We start from the raw sequence: 18,532 nt of genomic DNA, 5'->3' as shown, positions 1-18,532 counted from the left end.
GAGGAACTACATGTATAATATCAGCGTTTTGGCATTTTTGAAAGATGTCAGTACAGAACGGGCGTTGCGTCTTTTTTGTGAACGATTTGATTCGGCTGAACATGCGCTCTGGGAAAAAGGGATGCGTCTTCTTCACGAATATCATGCTGCGCGACATACAGGGGTGACCTTGGCTGTCTCCAGCGCACTTCAGCATATGGACGACCGTCATGATATTTACGTTGTTGATTTGCGAGCATACAGCGAGGAAGATTTGGATCGCCTGTATATCGCAAAAACATGCGAGTTGATTCTGCTGACGGACGGGGCAACGGAAACCGCTGCGAGGTTTGCCGCACTCCAGCGTCGCACTCCCCGGTTGCTATGCGCGCGTCTACCGCTGGTCAGCTACGAGCTGGAATGCCTGATGCAAGCAATTTTGAGCCGTCTTGAACAAAATGGAGGGGACAGGGCATGAAGCAATGGGCTTTGTTGAGACCAAGCTGGCAAAAGCTGATCCTGTACCTGATCGTCCTGTGTGTGACCGTGTTCTTGGCCGCTGTGCTACAATGGTTTGTCATGCGGCAATTCAGCGGTCAGTTGGCGGAGATTCAGAATGAGCAGCTCCAGTACGAGGTACAGGAACTGTCTGGCAGCATAACGGAGCGTTATGCCGCATGGCAGGCTGAACTGAAAGAGCTGTCGTCCAGTCTGGGCAGAGAGATACTGAATCAGGGAACACGCCAGTATGCTGAGGGGTTTAAGCGTGAAAGCGGGTCTTTTTATGTGCTGGATGAACAGTATCATGTGATGGCCGGACGTGACAATCGTGAGATGAAGAGTGCAGTCCAGCAGATTAAGTGGCTGCAAAATGGTTGTGCGATAAGCTCTTTTGTGACTGAGGATCATCAGCCTGCCCAGTACATAGCGTGCAGGATTCAAGGGGCGCAGACGGGCGGTTTTATGGTGCGTACGGTTGACGCTGAGATGCTTAGTGGAATTATTAAAAGTAAGCCGGTGAATCAGCATGATACTTTATTTTATAACGGTCAATTCAAGATCGTAGCTTCCCGAAATACTCCGGATATCAACCGGACGGACATCACGGGTGTAACCCGTAAGCTGCTGGAGGGCAATACGGGTATCGTTGAAGATCGTGGAGAGAAATACGGAATAGGATTCAGCCGCATTGGGGAAGAGGCCCTTTACATATCAGTTAAGGATATTAGTCAGGACACTGCCCAGCGAATTAGCTCCTTTCGCAAACAGTTGTGGATGGTGATGGCTCTAATACTCATGATTCTGTGGGCCATGCTCATCCAGTTCCGCAAACGGATTGTGAAAGATGCCATCGTGAACAATCAAGTGCGTGACCAGCGGCGGGATGAAGATATGCGACAGCAGCAGGACACGTATTATTTGCCGTTAATGCAGACGATTGAGCAGCAGCTGCAAGAGCTGCAAGAACAGACTAGCCGTCTCACGGGCGGCGATGATTTAAAGCTGTTGGGATTTTACCAAGATCTAGCCAACCGCTTTGAAGTGGCTTCCAGTCAGGGAAAAGGAGCATCTCATGAGGAACTGGAGTATTTCCGCGAGCTGAATGAAAATTTCATCCAGGGCCGTCTCAGACAGGAATCCTCACTTGGAGAGTTACTGACAGGTGTCCGTAGCTTACGTGATGAGCTGGAAGAGAAAATGCATGATAATAGTGGAATTAGCTTCACGGATATGAACGAGGTATTGTCCGAATCACTGAAATGGGCGAACCGTTCGCTGAATATGAAGCACATTCAAGTGATCACGCGGCAAGAGCCAGTTCCATCCATTGCAGCACAAGCACCTATGCTGTACAAAACGATTCAGGGGTTGCTGGAAAATGCAGTAGAGGCCATGAACCGAGATGGAGAGCAGCTAGAGGGTCAGGAACGGGGCCGAACGGGTCTGCGGTCCAAGCGGCAATCTCTTATGCTTAAGGTTAGCTCACGCTTGGAGGAAGCTGAAATTATGATTATCATTGAAGACACAGGCGGCGGGATTGATGATAAGATGCGTTGGAGCTATTTCCAGCCGGATTATTCCCAAAATGCGCAGGAGCATACGTTCAGTCTGTATCATATGGATGCATATCTGAAGACTATAGGTGGTCGCTTAAAGCTGCGTAATACCGATCAGGGATTGCAGGCCATCGTTCATTTGAGAAGATAGGTCCTAGATAACCAACAGATACACAAGAAGTTCAAGAGAGGGGGACAAGCATGAAAAAGTGGATATTTCGCTATCGCTACGATATGGCGGCAATCATATGGATGCTGGTTTCGATCGTTGCGTATCTTGCCCCCATCTATGGACCTGGACAAATCGTGTTCAGTGACATTGCCTTTGGAGCCACCTCTCATCGGTATCTGGAGGAAATAACCGGGGTATGGAACGAACGATGGTCTACCTCGACCCTGTTTAACGCTCCACGCATTCTGTACATCTTGCCTTTCTATGGACTTTCATTATTATTTGACGAAAGCGGTCCGGTCTTGCTCAAGTCGTTTATCACAGGCTTGTTATTTGTTTCGGCTTTTTCGATGTATGCCTTTGCCAAGCGACTGGTCAGCGTGTATTATTCACCAAGCTTTACGAAAACCCGTATTTTTGCCATTGTGGTGGGTTCGTTGTTTTATGCACTGAATCCGTGGGTTATTTTTCGCATCCAGCATATTTATTTGCTTTGTGGCTATAGTTTGTTTCCGTTAATGCTGCGATTTTTTTTCAGTGCGGTGGACCCCAAGTTTCAAATTCAACAAATTAAAAACTATCATCCCCATAAATTGTATCAGCGGAACTGGATTGACCTGTTCCTGCTGGCTGCAGTATTCACCGTGAGTGCTGCGGCCATTCATTATTTTTTCTTTGGGATGATTTATTTGGGATTGTTCACCATGTTGCTCCTGCTCAAACTGACCTGGACCCATCGTAAGGCAGGGCGCGCCTATTTACAGCCCTTATACGGTAATTTTTTGCGTAAAGGTATGATTTTTGGCGTGTTTTTCGGTCTGCTCAGTTTTTATTGGTTGTCCCTGTATGTAGGCAGCATGTTGATGGACGCTCAAGCGTCTCAGCATAATATCAACGTCGTGGATACGTTGTCTCTATTCAGCCGTAACAGCAGTTTATATAATGTGGGTTATTTACTGAGCTATTGGTGGCCCATGTTCTCGTTTTCCTCGCTGCCTGCGATGTTTTATGTAGGTGGGGGATTCTTGTTGCTATTGATCGGGTACGCGATGGTGACACGTTCACATAAAAATCCGATCATTCTGATCTTCTCGCTCCTTACGCTGTTATTTATGGTTGCAGCGACTGGAACGACATTTCCGTCCATTGCCAAGTGGTTTGTCATTCTGGTTACGAAAACCCCTGTGATTGGTTCGGTTTTCCGTGATCCTAACAAATTTATTGGACTGCTCTCCCTTAATTTCGGAGTGTTGCTGACCTTTGGCGTCATTCAATGTATGGAATGGTTTGGATCATCACCGCTACAGCGTGGGTATAAAAAGCTGGCGGTTGTTATCGTCGTTTTGTGCCTGGGCGTGTATTTGGCTCCCTTGCGTACGCAGTTCATTGAGGGGTATTACAAGCCGGTACAAGTGCCGGAGGATTATAGTCAAATGGCTGAAAAGCTGACTGACTCAGATCGTTTTGACAGCAAGGCACTGTATTTTCCAATTGCTGATAATATGATTCAAAGCTATAACGGAGTAGCGACGCCCAAATGGAATAAAGGAAAGACGGCAACCGAGAAGGCGACTGGAGATTTTCAGGTATACTCTTCTCCTAAAAATACGATCTTTCATCATGAAGGCAATGATCCCGGTATTACATACTATATGAATTTTCTGCAGTATGTTATGGACAACGGATTAAGCTCGCGATTAGGCTGGCTATTCTCTACTTTTGGGGTCAACCAGTTGGTCTACCATGACGAATATGAGGGACAGGAGAAGCGGCAGGATTTCCACCTGTCTCAGCTGGAAGGTCAGACCGGGTTGAAACGTACGTATAAGAACGACTTATTTTCCATATTCAATCTTGATCAGGCACCGCCCTATATGAATATCCTTGCAAGTAAAATTGTGACACCTTACGGATTTAGCCGGCTGGAGAGCTATAGTCATTTGCCTGGTTTTGATTTCAGCCGTTTTGGAGTGCTGTTCAGCGCGTTGAAGCCTGAGCTAAACACCATTCAGACGGTCAACAAAGGGGATTATGTGGAGGCAGTCTCCTTCAATGACTTGCTGTTGTCACAGCTCCCGGCAGAGAATTACTTGCGGCCTTTTGATGCGATTGAGGATGGCAATGCTTTTTTGAAATGGTCCAAAACTTTTGCATCAACCAACGATTGGTTGTGGTATTTATCCTCCCAAAATATACGGAACTTCCCGTTTGATATGGAGATGGATGCAGGGATTGCAGTCACCTTTGCCAGTAAGAAGCTGGATGTAGCACCGTATCAGATGAGCAGCATTGAAGGGAATACGGTGCTGGATTTTGACTCTATGCTGAGAACGGAAACCTTTTTCAAGCCTGATAATCCGCAGTTGTTCAGTGTGCAGGCTAACCCCCGAGAGGAATCAAACGATGTGCCGACTCTGCATGGCGAGATTATGAAGGGAGATCCGAGTAATATATGGCAGGTCGCCAGATCTGGATTGCTAGAAGCCAAGGAAAATAATCCATATCAGTTCCACATCACCGTTTCTGGCCGTGGGACGAACAAAATGCATGTAAAAATGAGGTTTTATGATAAGCAAATGCGTGAGCTGGGGGTCAGCTATGTTGTGGCACCTTCAGAGGGCTATAATTTTGACAGTGTAAAATTTTACGGGGAATACGTTTCACCACCTGGTAGCTATTGGATGCGAATGGATTTGTTAACCCTCCAGCGTCCGCAGCAAAAAAATTACTGGTGGATTCACGATATTCAGCTGCGTGATTTGGGGCAATACAGTAAGCCTAACACGTTTACGATGCATAAAAAGATGGACCAGCCTCAAACCTCGCATGTATATGCTAGAGTGTTCATGAATAAGGCAGGCGGGAAATTGCAAGTCACACTGCCGGATGGAGTGACTAACATCAAGACCCATGATGAGGGATTAAACCAATTCCAATGGGTCGATCTGGGAGAACATGTTTTTGCAAAAGGAGATAACCCAGTCACGGTTAATAACCTGCAAGGCTTTAATGCGGTCAATCAATTTGCGATTGTTCCTGTGGATCAACTAGATCGGTTATCCTTTCCGGTGGAGCAGGCATTAAAGCGGGGCAAGCTCTTTTTCACCTTGGAGGCAGAGAGCGATTTTAATGCCCAAGGGAATGTGCAGACGGAACGTGCGTTACCAAGACTTAGTATGGGACGGGGAATCAGTTACCAAAAAGGGACGTTAAGCAGAGAGGTGGAAGTCGCCAAAACGGGAACCTATGCCACAGCAATTTCGGCTAATCTACCTGCCGGATACGAAGGATCATTAACAATGAAATGGAAGAATGAAGAGACTGGAGAGGTGCTGACCAGAACAATTCGTACGGGTGAGTCATATAAGCGGTTACCCGCTACCTCATTATCCGAAAAGCAGGTTATTGAAACGGTGCCCAATCAGGATGGTTTTGCCAAGAAAATTATACAAATTCCCGGTCTGCTGAACGACTATGGCCGAGTAGAGTTCAAAAATTTATTCTTAACCAAGGGAAAATATCGCTTAACCCTTGCCCTGGACAGTCAGGTGCCGTCATTGAGCCATTTTACAGATATTCATCGAATGGACGGGCAGGAAGTGACGGTAATGCCTGGGCAGGACACGAAGGAATCATTGAGCACGGATGTTGGATGTGTAGCAGATATTCGGCCTGGACAGACGAATCTGTCCATCCAGGATAAAGAACTGTCTATCCGTTACGCACCCAGCTATTCCTGTGACTGGAATATTTATGCGTCCAAAAAAATGAAGGCAGAGCCGCTGCAAGAGTACGTGGTGCAGTTGGATGCGCGATCAGAACAAATTGGAAGTCGGCACATGAAGGTCATTTTCTTAAATAAAGCGTCCCAGATTCTTCAAACCTCCTATATTGATGAGGTAGAGGAGAGAGATAAGGAGCAATGGAATCATTATGATCAAATAGTGAAGGCTCCAGCAGGAACCGCCTTGATGCAGTTTCAGATATTGGCGCATGCGCACAAGAAGCAATCAGGCTTATTTCAAATGAGGCAATATTCCATCATCCCTTATCAAGCGATGATTACAGTGGATCAATTTACGCTGTTTGAGGGAACGGATATGGAAACCTTTTTTATGGCACCACACGCTTCGGAAAGCATTCAGGCTACTCGTGAAAATTCCATGGAACGCAGCTTTACACTATATAATCCAATACATCAGCAGGTGCTGATCCGGGAGACAGAATCACCCAATCCATTATGGGAGTTCAGGCTGGGTAGCGAAAATCAGCGAGCACGTCTGTCTGTGAATGGAGTAACGACCGGATTCATAACGAATGGCAGCGGAAACGGTAAGGTTGTCATTATTCTGGCTTCAGCCTACCGTTTTGGCTGGGTATTGTTTGTCATAGGGATATTGGGTGGAGCAGCTTGTTTTCTTCCTTATCGGCGATGGACAAAGCGGAAGCTTCCATAAGAAGCAAGCTGCCCAGAGGGAACCAGACCGTTACTATACGGCTACATCTCGTATTTGTAGCCTCTGCCCCAAACGGTACGGATATGCTGAGGATTTTTAGGGTCACGTTCAATTTTTTTGCGGAGGCTGGAGATATGTACGTCGATGGTACGATCCAGATAAGCGCCATCGCCGCCTTTGACCCGATCCATCAATTCGCTACGGGTAAAAACTTTCCCTGGATTGCAGGACATCTCTTTTATAATAGAAAATTCGATGTGAGTAACTTCGATTTCCTGGTCATCGACCAACAGGCTATGACGGTAATCATTCACCCAGACTCTTACCTTTTTAAGCTTTTGGGTTATCGTTGGTGTCTCAGTGAGCATGTTGCTGCCACTGCGGCGCAGCAAGGCTTTGATGCGGGCGTTTAACTCTCTCAGACTGAAGGGCTTGCATAAAAAGTCATCCGCTCCGTCGTCTAGAGCCTTTATTCTTGTGTTCAGCAGGGTGTTATTAGAGATGACGAGCACAGGAACCGTAGTAAATTGGCGGATGTGGCTGATCAGCTCACATTCGACTTTACCGGAAAACATTAGCGCGGTCACAATAATGTCCGGCTTAAAGTGCATTAATGTAGGAATTGCGAGTTTACAATCATAGATTAGTTCGGTATGATAGCCTTCCTCTTGAAGATGAAGAGCAATCATATCAGCCAAACTTTTTTGACCTTCAATGATGAGTATTTTTGTAGGCATGACAGACATCTCCTGTACGGACAAAGATACAATTAACATTGCATAACTATGTATGTTCTACGATGTTACATACTTATGTATTCGGCAAAAGCACGAAAAGCAAACAGTCCTATAATGTAAGGAAAATATGAATTTAAAGGAAGAAGGTTGCATCTTTGCGAATGATTTTATTATCCGGAGGTTCGGGTAAACGACTATGGCCCTTATCCAATGTGAACCGCCCCAAGCAGTTTCTTTCCATCCTACGTCATGACGAGCGACCGGAAAGTATGCTGCAACGGATATGGAGACAGTTAGATGAAGCTGATTTGGCAGATCAAGCTTATTTTTCTACGAGTGGAACTCAGATCGAACTGATTCAGGGGCAAATTGGCGGAGACGCTGTGGTGATTGAGGAGCCGACTCAGCGGGATACCTTTCCGGCTATTTCCCTGGCTACGGCTTACTTGCATGATGTTGCAGGCGCATCACGCAACGAAATCGTAGGGGTCATGCCGGTGGATGGCTATGCGGGGGATGAATTTTTCGAGCATCTGCGCAGGCTTCCTTCGATATTAGAGCAATCAGGAAGCCATATCGCATTGATGGGGGCTGTTCCAACTGAGCCCTCGGACAAATATGGATATATTGTGCCTTCATCTCCTTTGTCTGACCAGGAATACTATAGAGTGAGTTCATTTGTAGAAAAGCCTGATCTGATTCGCTCCGAAGTATTGATCCGTGAAGGAGCGTTATGGAATTGCGGAGTGTTTGCTTTTAGAATCGGCTTTTTATTGGATGTGCTGACGCAAATGGGTTTACCAGCCGATTATGAAACACTTTCGACAAATTACGCAGACTTGCCTAAAACCAGCTTTGATATTGCGGTAGTAGAACACACTCGTAAGCTCTCCGTGCTCCCATATCATGGAGAATGGAGAGATTTAGGAACATGGGATTCGTTGGTGCGGGAAGTGAGTTCAAAGCTGAGCGGTCCCGGATATATTTCAGAAGCATCACATGACTCGCATATCATCAATGAACTGGAGATTCCGGTCAGCATCTGGAATGTCCCAGACATTATTGTCGTTGCTGGACCGGATGGCGTGTTGGTTACGGATCGACAATCATCAACGGGGATTAAGGATATGGTGGCAGAAATTGAAATTGGACCGCGTTTTGAGGAGCGCTTTTGGGGTAAGCAAACGGTCTTATCCCATCAACAAGCAGCAAGCGGGTTACAAACGGTCACCAAACGGGTTGTCATTTCGAAGGGGAGATTTATCAGCTATCATGAGCATCAGTTTCGAAAAGAGGTTTGGACCATCGTTTCAGGAACCGGAAGCGTCTGTATCAATGGGATGACACAGACCGTCAGCCCCGGTATGGTCATCGTTGTAGAACCTGGTACCAAGCATTTTATAGGAGCCGTAGAGGGAGATTTGGAATTCATTGAGTCACAAATCGGACATATCGTATCCGAAACGGATATTATCCGATATGAATTTCCCGATTGGATTGATGCTCGTACTGTATAAAGGTGCCTGTAATATAGGAACGAACGGGTAAGAACGAGGTTCATCTGAAGCCAGTGAAGAGCGCTAGGAACTATTTTTTAATCAAGCTTGATGGCTGGAAATGCTCAATAAAAAGGTATTCATGCGTTGTTCGCTTGAATACCTTTTTTGCATGAACAACTCGTATTGTTCTTAATGAATTGGATAGGAAAGAGGCTTATAAAATGAGTTTTTTGGAGGTTAGCCACTCTTTTACGGCATCTGTACTGAGGTCTCTTTTCGGCGTCCATTCTATTTTATCCACCAGCTTGCCGTTTCTGAATTCTGCAATCGTGGGGGTGTATTTTATGTTGTAATCTGCTTTGAATTTATTCCATTGGGCTTTGTCCTTATGAATTTTGTGAACGTTCAAAAACGTAATTTTGGAGCCCAGATCATACTGTTCGATCATCTTGTTAAAGTTAGGCTCAAATCGGTTGCAGTCGCCACAACTGGGTCTGCCAACATAAACAAATACACTTTGATCCTGCTGAATTAATTGTTTAAAACCATCAATTGTAACCGCATTCAAGTGGTCATATATTTCGGGGTAATTGCTTTTGCTCGCTTGGATCTCTTTATCTTTCTGCTGAACTACCTGCTCTAGGTCTTGAAATTTAACTACAGCTGAAATAGCGATACCAATGATAAGCAACACAATGACACTTAACCCGGCGATATATCCTTTCTTCACAGAAATCCTCCTTTTTTTACAATCTCAAACTTACAATATATGATATTTCCATTTTTCGCTGTAACACTTGTCTCATGATGTATAAAAAAGAAGCTTTCCATTAGGAGAGCTTCTTTTTTGTCTGAAAGTTAAATGTTAGACTACAACAGTCAATAAGTAATCCTCACGCTTCACTTCCGTTTCTATTGTGTTCAGTACATCCAGGTATTGAGCGGAATTGGTTACGATGATCGGCGTAGTCGTTGTATAGCCTGCCGCCTTAATTTGTTCGATATCAAATTCAAGCAACAATTGCCCTTGCTTCACCACATCACCCTCTTTGACGCGCTTGTCAAAGAATTGTCCTTTCAGCTTCACCGTATTAACACCAACGTGAATCAGAATTTCTGCTCCATCATTGGAAGTAATACCGATGGCATGTCCGGTCGGGAATACGGTCGTAATCGTTCCGTTAACCGGAGATGTCAGCACACCCTCTGTAGGATCGATCAAGATTCCTTTCCCCATAGCGCCTGAAGCAAAAGCAACATCAGAAGATTGTTCCAATGGCAGCACTTTACCTTGCAACGGACTTACGAGGATTTCCTTTTCGATTGTTACTTCTTTTTTTACGGGTGCTGTTTCTGTTTTTGCAGCTTCTTCTTTTGGATCATCAAAGCCCAAAATCATAACCAATACAACTGCGAGTACAAAGGCAACAAGTAAGCCGAGGACAACCCACAAGAATCCAGCTCCAAAATATGTTGGAAGCGCCAGTAAACTAGGCAGGGAGAAGGATTTTGCAGTCGCTCCACCGGAAGCGATAATCGCGCCCCCAATACCACCAGAAATACAAGCATAAATGAACGGCTTTTTCAATTTCAAAGTTACACCATAAATCGTAGGTTCAGTAATCCCGAATACAGCTGCCAGTGTAGAGGAACCAGCCAAAGCCTTCATTTGAGTATTTTGTGATTTCAGGAATACCCCCAGTGTTGCACCAGCTTGAGAAAGTACGGCTGCTGTAAGCATTGGAAGCATCGTGTCATAACCCAATGTTTGAATATTGGACAGCATAATAGGAACGAAGCCCCAGTGTACGCCGAAAATAACAAATACTTGCCAGAATGCCCCAGCAACAGCCCCGGCGATCAATGGGCTTAAATTGTATACCCATGTAAAACCGTTCGCCAAGCCTTGACTAATCAGGTTACCGACTGGACCAAAGGCCAAAAACGTCAATGGAACAACGACCAGCAGTGATAGCATAGGTACGATAATGTTTTTAACTGATTGATGAACAAAGGAATTAAACCAGCGTTCCACATAGGATTGTACCCATACCGCGAGAATAATTGGGATTACACTGGAACTGTATTTTATCAGAATGATTGGAATCCCGAGAAAAGCCAGTTTTGCCGGATTGTCCACCGCTGCAATAACATCCGGGTACACGAGTGCTCCAGCAACTGCGACTGATACAAAGGCATTGGTCTTAAATTTACGGGACGATGTAATAGCTAGAAATATAGGCAAGAAATAAAATACGCTGTCCGAAGCGGCGTTCAGAATGAGATACGTACCGCTTGCAGTATCAATCCAATGAAGCGACGCAATTAAGGCCATAATCCCTTTGAGCAAACCTGCTCCGGCAAGAGCACCCAAGAGAGGAGAGAAAATGCTGGAAATGATATCGACCGCTTTGCCGAGAAAATTCGTTTTTTCGGAAGATTCTTCTTTTTTCGCATTTGGATTATCCGCATCCTGCAGATTTGTTTCTGCCATCATATGCTCAAAGACTTGGCCTACATTGTTACCGATGACCACTTGGAACTGTCCGCTGCTTTCCACCACTGTAATGACACCAGGCGTAGCTTCCAGTGCAGCTTTGTCCGCTTTTGTGCGATCCTTTAATTTAAATCTCAAGCGTGTAGCGCAATGAAATACCGAATTGACATTCTCTTCGCCGCCAACGAGAGTCACTATTTTTTTGGATAGCTCTTTATCACTCATGTTCAGAACTCCTTAAGTGTTATTCTTGCTACTGATAGGATTTACCGTTTACAGCTGTTGCTAAGATGCGCCGGCGTGCATCTTTATAACCTTGTAAACAAGAAAAACCTAAACTCGTGGTGAAAACGACGCACTCCTTCTATGAGGGAACGTTGATTTCACCATCAGTTTAGGTTTTGCCTGCCTTACCAGTCACAATCCATGAACGATGAGGATATGAAATTTTTAGCCTGATATGTTATTACGCTCAGTTACCCGATGAATGTGAATCGTTAGATATACATATTCATCTTTGCTTAAATATTGATCATATGTTTTTTCTAGATATTCATTAATTTTTTGGGCACAAGCGAAAGCTTCGGTATATGTTTGCTTTACCTGGTTGTACAAAAATTCTTCACCACTGTGAATAACCTCTTTGCGAATCACTCGCATTGCAAAATATTGCAAATGGGTCAAAAATCTCGAATAGCTAAAAGAAGACTCATCCAGCACAATCCCATAATGATACGTAATAATGTTCAATATGTGTTGGACAATCTCGGTCATTTTCAGTGTAGCCTTCATCTCGTTACCGTCTATCCGTGCATTCACCATATGCAATGCAATAAATCCCGCTTCGTCTTCGCCCAATTTTACACCGAGCGTATTTTCTATTTTTTGCAGAGCATCCAGTCCAACTGCAAATTCTTTTTTGTAAAAGCGTTTAATTTCATACAGCATCGCGTTTTTGAGTGCTAATCCTTTTTCTTCCCGCTGTATGGCAAAATGAATATGGTCGGTCAATGTTAAATAAATGTTATCACTTAACTCCGTATCCAGCACTTCTGCTGCATGGGTCACGATTTCATTCACGACCTCCAGATGAGACACGGGAATATCGTTCAGCAGCTCAGTTAGTCTGGCCGTGAACTCGTTTTCATTTAACATGAAAATCTTATCTATTTTATGATCATCGACTTGGTCGCCAGCCACCTTTTTGAAGGAAATACCTCTTCCCATGACGATAACCTCTTTGCCTTTATCGTTTTTAGTCAACAGGACGTTGTTATTGAGCACCTTCTCAATAATCATTGAAGTTCCCCCCTCCCATCCTTTACCAATAAAAAATGCCCAAGCACAATTCAATACTATTGTTAACAATAGCACTCAATTGAACTCAGGCATTGCCCGCATCACCGGTCACAATCCTTCGATATAGTGCTATTGTAGCACAAAAAAAAGCGATTTCAATATATTTTATTCTCTTTCGACAAAAAAATATTTTATATTAAGGCCCATTTGCCTAGTTTGCGAGTCAACAGTAACTTTAAGTGGTCGTACGCTCAATGAGGCTGTACTCCAGCGAATGAAGCTCCACTTGGCGTCCAATCAGCTGAGGAGAAAGCATGAAAAAAGCATTTTGTGCCTGAGCCATTATGGGATTTTGAACCGTTGTAATTCCCATCGTGTGCGCCAGCTCCGTGTTATCAAACCCAACAATCGCCAGATCTTCTGGTACCTTTAGCAATTGTCTGCGCGCTTCGCAGAGAATGCCCACTGCTACATAATCGTTAGCACACAAAATAGCCTCCGGAAATTCCTCACGATGCTGTAATAAATTGCGCACAACCTGTTCGCCGTCACGAATGTTATAAATAGAAGAATAGTTCCAGTGCTGCAACACTGGCAGATTGTGTTCACTCATGATCTGCTCATAAGCACGTTGTCTGCTGTGAGTATTGATGCTGCTCGGACGACCAAAAGCATTGGCTATACGTGTATAACCTTTTTGTATCAAATGTTTGAGCGCTAACATATATCCTTCATACTGATCCATTGCGACGGAGCGAATATCGGTATGCTCCATTCGTTGCCATGCCACGATCGGTCCATATTTGCAATAAGTACTCAAAAAATCAGTGTCATTCACGCAGGAAATGATGACCAGCGCATCGACTCTTTTTCTTTTTAAATCCTCGAAAGCTTGAAGCTCTTTCTTTTTGTCTTCTCCCGAAGTATAAATAATGGTTTGAAATTCATATTGTCCTGCGATTTCTACAAAGCTGTCCAGAAATGCCAGAACAATTTCATTAATAGTTGATGTGATGATACCAATCTGAAGCGTTTGGCCCTTGGATAAAGAAATCGCATTCCGATTAGGAACATAATCTAATTCCTGCATGATTTTTAAAATTTTAGTTCTGGTTTCGTGGCTTACATGGGGGGACTGATTTAACACTCTGGATACCGTAGCTTTGGAAAAGCCCGCCAGTTTTGCAATTTGATCAAGATTCGACATGATGCTTCTCCTCACCTAAGAAAAAAATACTTGACATGAAACGCGTTACAACAATTAGGATGCTTATGAGGGCATTACGTCTATTTTAAAGCATCTATCGGTGCATTTCAAAGGATAACGGTCACCGTTAGTTATTGATTCGCATTGCAGCACCTGATGGGTTATTGACTAGAGTGAAAACATTAGATAAGAAAAGAGGTTTTCATACCATGACGAAGACGCTAAAAGGATTCCCGCAAAACTTCCTATGGGGCGGGGCAACTGCAGCCAACCAATTGGAAGGTGCTTTTGACGTAGATGGAAAAGGCCTGTCCAGCGCAGACATGATAGCCTATGTACCTAAGGCAGAACGTAAAAACGATCATGCTATAGAAATTTCGTCTGAACGACTGGAGGACATCTTGGCAGGGAAGGTAAACGCCCGTTTTCCAAAGCGTGAAGGAGTGGACTTCTACCACCGCTACAAAGAAGATATTGCTTTGTTTGCAGAAATGGGCTTTAAAGTATTCCGGATGTCCATCCACTGGTCGCGGATTTTCCCGAATGGATATGATGCCGAGCCGAATGAAGCAGGATTGCAATTTTACGACAATGTATTCGATGAGCTGCGCAAGTATGGTATTGAGCCGTTGGTAACATTGTCACATTATGAAACACCGCTAGGTCTGACACAGAAGTATAATGGCTGGTTGGGACGCGAAGTCGTAGATCATTACGTAAAATATGCCGAAACGGTATTTACACGCTATAAGGATAAAGTAAAATACTGGCTGACCTTTAACGAAATCAATGTCATGACTATGAGTCCGTTTACTGGCGGCGGTGTGGTTATTGACCGTGTAGAAAACAAGCAACAAGCGATATATCAAGCATTGCACCATCAATTTGTAGCAAGTGCACTGGCGACCAAACGGGGACATGAGATCATTCCGGATGCTCAGATCGGCTGTATGCTGGCTCGCATTGAAAGCTACCCACATACGTGTAACCCAGAGGATATTCTGAAAGCACAGCATGAAAATCAAATGAATCTGTTCTTTACGGATGTGCATGCTCGTGGGGAGTATCCCAACTATATGAACCGCTATTTTGAAGAAAATAATATTGTGATCCAGACAGAACCCGGCGATGCTGAAATTTTGAAAAATAATACGGTTGATTTTATCTCATTTAGCTACTACATGACCTTGGCCGTATCGGCAGGTCCAGAAGGAGAAAAGGCAGCAGGGAACCTGATTGGCGGTGTGAAAAATCCGTATTTGCAGTCCTCCGATTGGGGATGGCAGATTGATCCGATCGGCCTGCGTGTTACACTAAATACGTTTTATGACCGTTACCAAAAGCCGCTGTTCATCGTGGAAAATGGCCTGGGTGCGTACGATAAGGTAGAAGAGGACGGCTCTGTGCATGACACGTATCGCATTGATTACTTGCGTCAGCATATTGCCCAAATGAAGGAAGCCATTGCTGACGGTATTGATCTGATTGGTTACACCAGCTGGGGTCCTATCGACCTTGTGAGCATGTCTACTTCCGAAATGTCCAAGCGCTACGGATTTATTTACGTTGATCTGGATGATGACGGTAACGGAACGCTCCAACGCTCCAAAAAGGACTCATTTAACTGGTATAAAAATGTGATAGCAACCAATGGTGAAGAATTGTAATTCTATATCGTTTTGGCGGGTACAGCAGAGAAAATCCTTAGGATGCAATCTGCTGTACCCGCTTTTTGTATAGACACCCTATTGATTTGTCAGAGGGCTTCACAAATTTTTCACTTGTAATACGCTGAAAGTTTTCTGTATAATAAATAAAAATTTCATATGTCTGGTTGATGTTTGCGGGAGATGGAACGAAAGTTCCGACCGAAGGGGCAAAACTCTCAGGTGCTTAAGCTGATTTACAGCAACAAGCAGGGACCGTAAACGGACAGAACTCTGGAGAGACCCTTAATTGGGCGCCGAAGGTGCACCGCAGATTATCATCTGCTTAAACTCTCAGGCAAAAGGACAGAGACGCGAATAACCTGTGACAGGGAATACTCTAGGCTTTTTAGAGATAAAATCCTGTACAAATTGGTTTATTTTTCGTGCCTTTAACCTCTCCAGGAGTCGAATCAACGGATTTGACTCTTTTTTGTTTTTTAATATGCTGGAGGAGCGGGTTGAAATGAATTTGGTACATTTATTAGAAACAATTGACAGTTGGATGTGGGGAGCGCCGCTTCTAATTCTCGTCATGGGCACTGGGTTGTGGCTAACGATCCGTCTGAAGATGCTTCAGATTATTCGATTGCCCTTAGCGCTCAAGCTAATTGGTAAAGCGCCGGACGAAGGCAGCGGGGATGTCAGTAGCTTTGGAGCATTGAGTACGGCACTCGCAGCTACTGTAGGTACGGGAAGTATCGTCGGTGTCGCAACAGCGATCAAACTGGGTGGGCCCGGTTCATTATTCTGGATGCTGGTTGCAGCTTTTTTCGGGATGGCAACCAAATATGCGGAAGGGTTATTATCCGTTAAATACCGTGTTAAAGACCGGAACGGACAATTTTCGGGTGGACCGATGTATTATATTGAAAACGGGCTTGGCCGCCGTTTCAAGCCGCTGGCGATGTTGTTTGCCTTTTCTGGTATTCTTGTAGCACTATTTGGAATCGGTACTTTTCCGCAAGTAAAGGCTATCGTTTCTTCTACGGAAAGTAGCTTTGGCGTGCCAACAGTAGTTACAGCAATCATTATTTCCGTATTGACGGCTGTTGTTACGATTGGAGGACTCAAAAGTATCGCCAAGGTATCCACAAAGATTGTTCCATTCATGTCGGGGCTCTATATCGTGGTTTGTTTAATCGTACTCATTAAGTTTGCAGGAGAGCTTCCTCATGCGATCGCACTAGTATTACAAGGGGCTTTCTCGACAACATCTGCGACGGGTGGATTTGCCGGAGCCACGATTATGCTGGCAATGCGAAGCGGAGTTGCCAGAGGGATCTTTGCAAATGAAGCTGGTTTGGGAAGTGCGCCAATCGCAGCAGCAGCAGCTAAGACGAAATGGCCCGCAGAACAAGGGCTAATATCCATGACGGGCGTTTTTATCGATACGATGATTATTTGTAATTTGACAGGATTTACATTGCTGGTTACGGGAATATGGAGTGGAAATGATGATGGAGGTCTGATGACTCAGCATGCGTTTTCCAGTGCCTTTCCGGCTGGAGCAGAGCTCGTGACGATTAGCCTTATTTTATTTGCGTTCACAACGATACTTGGCTGGAACTACTACGGGGAACGCTGTGTTGAATATTTGCTTGGGGTCAAGTGGATTAAACCATACCGTTATCTGTTCATCATACTGGTTGCCGGAGGCGCGTTCATCAAGCTCGATGCCATCTGGCTGCTGGCAGATATTTTTAACGCAATGATGGCTTTTCCGAACCTGATTGCATTGCTCGGCTTGTCGGGAATTGTCGTTGCCGAAACTCGCACCTATATGAACTCTTTGTATCCTAATAAGAAAAAGGGCATTCTTGCAGGTGCCAATGTAGGGGCGGCTATCCAAGTAGAAGAAAAAGGACAAACGATCAATTCATAAATAATAAAAGGGAGTGCTCTCAGCCATCACAGGCTTGAGGACACTCCCTTTTAATTGTTATAAGACTGGTATTTACCGACATTTTATTTATTCTGAATAGCCATTAATTCATAATGTTTACAAATCTAAGGGTTATTACATGGAATCATAATCGTAATTTGAAAATTTGAATCCGTAATTGTTGTATTTAAATAACCACCGTACTTCTTTATTACTTGATGGATGTTAAGTAATCCATACCCATGTTTTTTTGAAGGGGAATTGTATGTTTTGGTTGAGAATGCTGTATTGAGACAATTACTTTTTGAATTGCGAACATAAATCCATAGGGCAGAATTATCGGTTAAAATTTCCAAATGAATTGAATGCTCTTTCTTTCTAGGAAGCTGCCTTACAGCTTCAATAGCATTATCGAAAACATTACCTAAGACAATACATAGATCATGACTTCCAATACTAATGTTTGCAGGGTTAATATGGATTTGATGAAAGAAAGCTATCCCACTTTTATCAGCGATGCTGAAAGTGTGATTTACCAAGGCATCAATAACAAGATGTCCTGTTGTTATATGAAGTCGTGGTGATTCTATATTTTCTAGAGTTTGGTTAATGTGATTAACACCCTCTTCCGTCCTCTGTTCTTGTAGACAAGCACGGACAAATATTAACTGTTTTTTGAAATCATGAATACTTCGTTTGATATCACTAAGAGATCGAGTTGTTTCTTTATAATGTTTTTCTTGCATCAGCATTTGCTTTTGAAAAAAGCGTGAGAGGTTTGACTTTTCTATCAGCTTGTCCATTAGAAAGACAATAATTACGTTCATTCCAATAATACATATTATTGACATTATAAGGAATGAATTATATTTCATTAAAGAAAATAAACTATAATGTATGAATAAGTTAAACGATGTTCCTATTAATATTACAAAATAATACATAATCCCTATCTTGTATTTTCTTCCTTTTTTTAAATAATGAACGAATAGTACTATAATAAGTATGAAGTATAAAGAGGCGAAAAGTAAAAAAAG

At 43.8% G+C, this 18,532-nt stretch carries 12 protein-coding genes and 2 riboswitches; of the genes, 6 read left to right on the top strand and 6 right to left on the bottom strand.

The genetic code is table 11. The features are described from left to right. The first annotated feature begins 10 nt into the window (after window positions 1-10). The 3 genes from KSP24_RS12810 to KSP24_RS12800 are packed head-to-tail and all read left to right on the top strand — an operon-like array spanning window position 11 to window position 6,665. Window positions 11-457 (top strand): hypothetical protein, encoded by a 447-nt coding sequence (locus tag KSP24_RS12810; protein ID WP_013372726.1) that lies wholly within the window; start codon window positions 11-13, stop codon window positions 455-457. Next, a complete protein-coding gene (locus KSP24_RS12805) occupies window positions 454-2,187 on the top strand; it encodes an ATP-binding protein (protein ID WP_216975273.1) in 1,734 nt (577 codons plus the stop codon). The genes KSP24_RS12810 and KSP24_RS12805 overlap by 4 nt, the downstream gene beginning before the upstream one ends. 50 nt (window positions 2,188-2,237) lie before the next feature. Continuing rightward, window positions 2,238-6,665, top strand: coding sequence for a hypothetical protein (locus tag KSP24_RS12800; protein ID WP_216975272.1), 4,428 nt, complete (start codon window positions 2,238-2,240; stop codon window positions 6,663-6,665). A 41-nt stretch (window positions 6,666-6,706) separates the two neighbouring features. Here KSP24_RS12800 and KSP24_RS12795 read toward each other — a convergent pair whose 3' ends face one another. Then, complete coding sequence (locus KSP24_RS12795) at window positions 6,707-7,402, bottom strand: response regulator transcription factor (RefSeq protein WP_013372723.1); 696 nt, start codon at window positions 7,400-7,402, stop codon at window positions 6,707-6,709. A gap of 161 nt (window positions 7,403-7,563) precedes the next feature. Between KSP24_RS12795 and KSP24_RS12790 the strand changes: the two genes are divergently transcribed. Further along, a complete protein-coding gene (locus KSP24_RS12790) occupies window positions 7,564-8,919 on the top strand; it encodes a sugar phosphate nucleotidyltransferase (RefSeq protein WP_216975468.1) in 1,356 nt (451 codons plus the stop codon). Window positions 8,920-9,115: 196 nt separating this feature from the next. On the opposite strand, the gene KSP24_RS12785 is transcribed toward KSP24_RS12790, so the two are convergent. The 4 genes from KSP24_RS12785 to KSP24_RS12770 form a co-directional block, all read right to left on the bottom strand. Then, the gene (locus KSP24_RS12785; protein WP_216975271.1) at window positions 9,116-9,631 is read right to left on the bottom strand and encodes a thioredoxin family protein; all 516 of its coding nucleotides are present in this window, start codon (window positions 9,629-9,631) and stop codon (window positions 9,116-9,118) included. Between the two features lie 135 nt (window positions 9,632-9,766). Further along, window positions 9,767-11,623 carry a beta-glucoside-specific PTS transporter subunit IIABC gene (locus KSP24_RS12780; protein ID WP_216975270.1) on the bottom strand — a complete coding sequence of 619 codons (1,857 nt, stop codon included), beginning with the start codon at window positions 11,621-11,623 and terminating at the stop codon, window positions 9,767-9,769. A 225-nt stretch (window positions 11,624-11,848) separates the two neighbouring features. After that, window positions 11,849-12,697, bottom strand: a complete 849-nt coding sequence (gene licT / locus KSP24_RS12775; RefSeq protein ID WP_016818607.1) for a BglG family transcription antiterminator LicT — start codon at window positions 12,695-12,697, stop codon at window positions 11,849-11,851. Between the two features lie 235 nt (window positions 12,698-12,932). Next, window positions 12,933-13,904, bottom strand: coding sequence for a LacI family DNA-binding transcriptional regulator (locus KSP24_RS12770; RefSeq protein WP_216975269.1), 972 nt, complete (start codon window positions 13,902-13,904; stop codon window positions 12,933-12,935). 209 nt (window positions 13,905-14,113) lie between these two features. On the opposite strand from KSP24_RS12770, the gene KSP24_RS12765 reads away from it, so the two are divergent. Both KSP24_RS12765 and KSP24_RS12760 read left to right on the top strand, forming a co-directional pair. Continuing rightward, the gene (locus tag KSP24_RS12765) at window positions 14,114-15,571 is read left to right on the top strand and encodes a glycoside hydrolase family 1 protein (RefSeq protein WP_216975268.1); all 1,458 of its coding nucleotides are present in this window, start codon (window positions 14,114-14,116) and stop codon (window positions 15,569-15,571) included. Between the two features lie 167 nt (window positions 15,572-15,738). Beyond that, window positions 15,739-15,823, top strand: a riboswitch (glycine riboswitch). An 11-nt stretch (window positions 15,824-15,834) separates the two neighbouring features. After that, window positions 15,835-15,930, top strand: a riboswitch (glycine riboswitch). Between the two features lie 146 nt (window positions 15,931-16,076). Further along, entirely contained in the window at window positions 16,077-17,495 is a 1,419-nt protein-coding gene (locus tag KSP24_RS12760; RefSeq protein ID WP_016324662.1) for an alanine/glycine:cation symporter family protein, read from the top strand. Window positions 17,496-17,620: 125 nt separating this feature from the next. On the opposite strand, the gene KSP24_RS12755 is transcribed toward KSP24_RS12760, so the two are convergent. Beyond that, window positions 17,621-18,322 (bottom strand): sensor histidine kinase, encoded by a 702-nt coding sequence (locus KSP24_RS12755; protein ID WP_254207787.1) that lies wholly within the window; start codon window positions 18,320-18,322, stop codon window positions 17,621-17,623. Window positions 18,323-18,532: the final 210 nt, after the last annotated feature.

The sequence above is a fragment of the Paenibacillus sp. AK121 genome, from assembly GCF_019042715.1.
In the GTDB taxonomy this organism is placed as follows: Bacteria; Bacillota; Bacilli; order Paenibacillales; family Paenibacillaceae; genus Paenibacillus; species Paenibacillus polymyxa_C.
This window is presented reverse-complemented; position numbering and strand designations above follow the sequence as displayed.